This window comes from Oleiphilus sp. HI0043, from assembly GCF_001634935.1.
This window is the reverse complement of sequence record NZ_LWEY01001329.1, coordinates 1-1,660: the sequence shown is the minus strand read 5'-3', so window position 1 is coordinate 1,660 and position 1,660 is coordinate 1. Positions and strand designations below refer to the sequence as shown.

Sequence of the window (1,660 nt, the reverse complement as noted above, 5' to 3'; positions counted from 1 at the left end):
TCGAAACTCTGTCGAAGGTCTAGGTACTTCTTGGTCAGTGCCTGTGCTTTCTGGTTTCCCTCAAAGCTTACTGCGCGCGTATATTGGTTTTCAACCTGGCAGGTGTTTCGGTTAATTTGGCGAACAAGCATTAAAATAGACTGAAGGATGTCCAAGGGTTCAAAGCCGGAAATGGTAATGGCTGTCTGGTAATGTTTGGCAAGTTCAAGATAAGGGCGTTCACCAGTGATAACGCTTACGTGGCCAGGGCCAATTAAACCATCAAGTACTCTAGTTCCAGCTTGTTTAGCTGGCTCTAGAATACCGGTGATTGCCGGAGGTGTCAGTACGTGGTTGCAGTAGATAAATAGGTTTTTAATATTGGCTTTGACAGCGGCGTCGAGCATAGCAACTGTAGGAGGCGTTGTCGTTTCGAAGCCAACAGCAAAGAATACGATATCCTTGCCAGGGTTATCTTGAGCCAGTGTTAGTGCTTCGAGCGGCGAGTAGAGCATGCGCACATCAGCTCCTTGGGCGCGTGCTTTTAACAAGCTCATTGTTTTGCTGCCGGGTACGCGCAACATATCACCATAAGAGCAGAGAATCGTATTTGGCTGCAGTGCGAGCGAGATAGCATTATCGATCGCGCTAATGGGCAGGACACAAACAGGGCAGCCGGGCCCATGGAGCAAGTCGATATTTTCAGGAAGTAAGTCAGGGATACCATAGCGAAAAATGGTATGCGTGTGCCCACCACAAAATTCCATTAAGCGATAGCGTTTATCACTCTGTACTTCATTGGTTATGCTTTGGCTTAGTTTCTTGGCCAGCGAACCTTGTCGGAACTCGCTGATGTACTTTAACTCTGGTGAGGCTTTTGTTTTAGCGCTCATCAGTCTCTCCTTGTGCAAAGAGCGCTAGTGTTCGTTTGGCCTCTTCTTCATCCAGCTTATTGAGCGCATAACCAACATGTAAAATAACATAGTCGCCGACATGGACATCTTCGACTAGTGCCGTCGAAATCTTGGTCTTCACACCGCTTAGCTCAACGATCGCTTGTTCATCATCGAGAAGTGTTTCAATTTTTACCGGAAGTGCAAGGCACATGGTGCTGAGAGTCCTTAGTTATTTTGCCAATGGCTCAAGTAAGCTTGACCCAGAGCGATGCCACCGTCGTTGGCGGGCAGCTTGATAGGGAAATATACCTTAAATCCCTGTGAAGTTAAGTGTTCGTTAAGCGATTCTCTGAGAAGCCGATTTTGGAAGCAACCTCCTGAGCAATAGACCGCTTTAGTCTGGCGCTGTTTGCTTGATTTCTCTAACCAACGAACGAGACCATCGACTAACTCGCGATGGAACAAGTATGCAGCCTGAGGTTTATTCTCCATAGCGCTTAAATAAGGAAGAAGCGGGCTAAGTAAGAGTTGGTTTTTCTCATCGATTTTGACAAGAGATTGAACGTGGTCCCTGGAGGCTGATCGAGCCAAAGACTCCAACTCTGCAGCGGCTTGCCCTTCATAAGTACACTCTTGGCGAACGCCGATTATTGAGGCGGCTGCATCGAACCACCTGCCTGCACTGCTCGTAAAATGGTGCGTTCCATTCAGAATGAAATGACTAGTGAGCTCATTCTTGAGGCTATCTGCGTAAGCTTCGAATGCCTGTTCCCTACTTGTTTTTG

The 1,660-nt window shown here is 47.4% G+C and carries 2 protein-coding genes and 1 pseudogene; all 3 read right to left on the bottom strand.

Going from position 1 to position 1,660, the window contains the following annotated elements; all coding sequences use genetic code 11:
• On the bottom strand, positions 1-872 hold an 872-nt coding region (hypD, locus tag A3729_RS17785; RefSeq protein ID WP_068634141.1), incomplete at its 3' end, for a hydrogenase formation protein HypD.
• Positions 862-1,086 (bottom strand): HypC/HybG/HupF family hydrogenase formation chaperone, encoded by a 225-nt coding sequence (locus A3729_RS17780; protein ID WP_068511835.1) that lies wholly within the window; start codon positions 1,084-1,086, stop codon positions 862-864. The genes A3729_RS17780 and hypD, both read right to left, overlap by 11 nt.
• Before the next feature lie 14 nt (positions 1,087-1,100).
• A pseudogene (locus A3729_RS17775) lies at positions 1,101-1,660 on the bottom strand (hypothetical protein); the annotation flags it as partial.

Bases quoted from the DNA above. Each gene is read 5' to 3' on its own strand.
- A3729_RS17780 (WP_068511835.1), bottom strand. From the start codon at position 1,086: ATGTGCCTTGCACTTCCGGTAAAAATTGAAACACTTCTCGATGATGAA.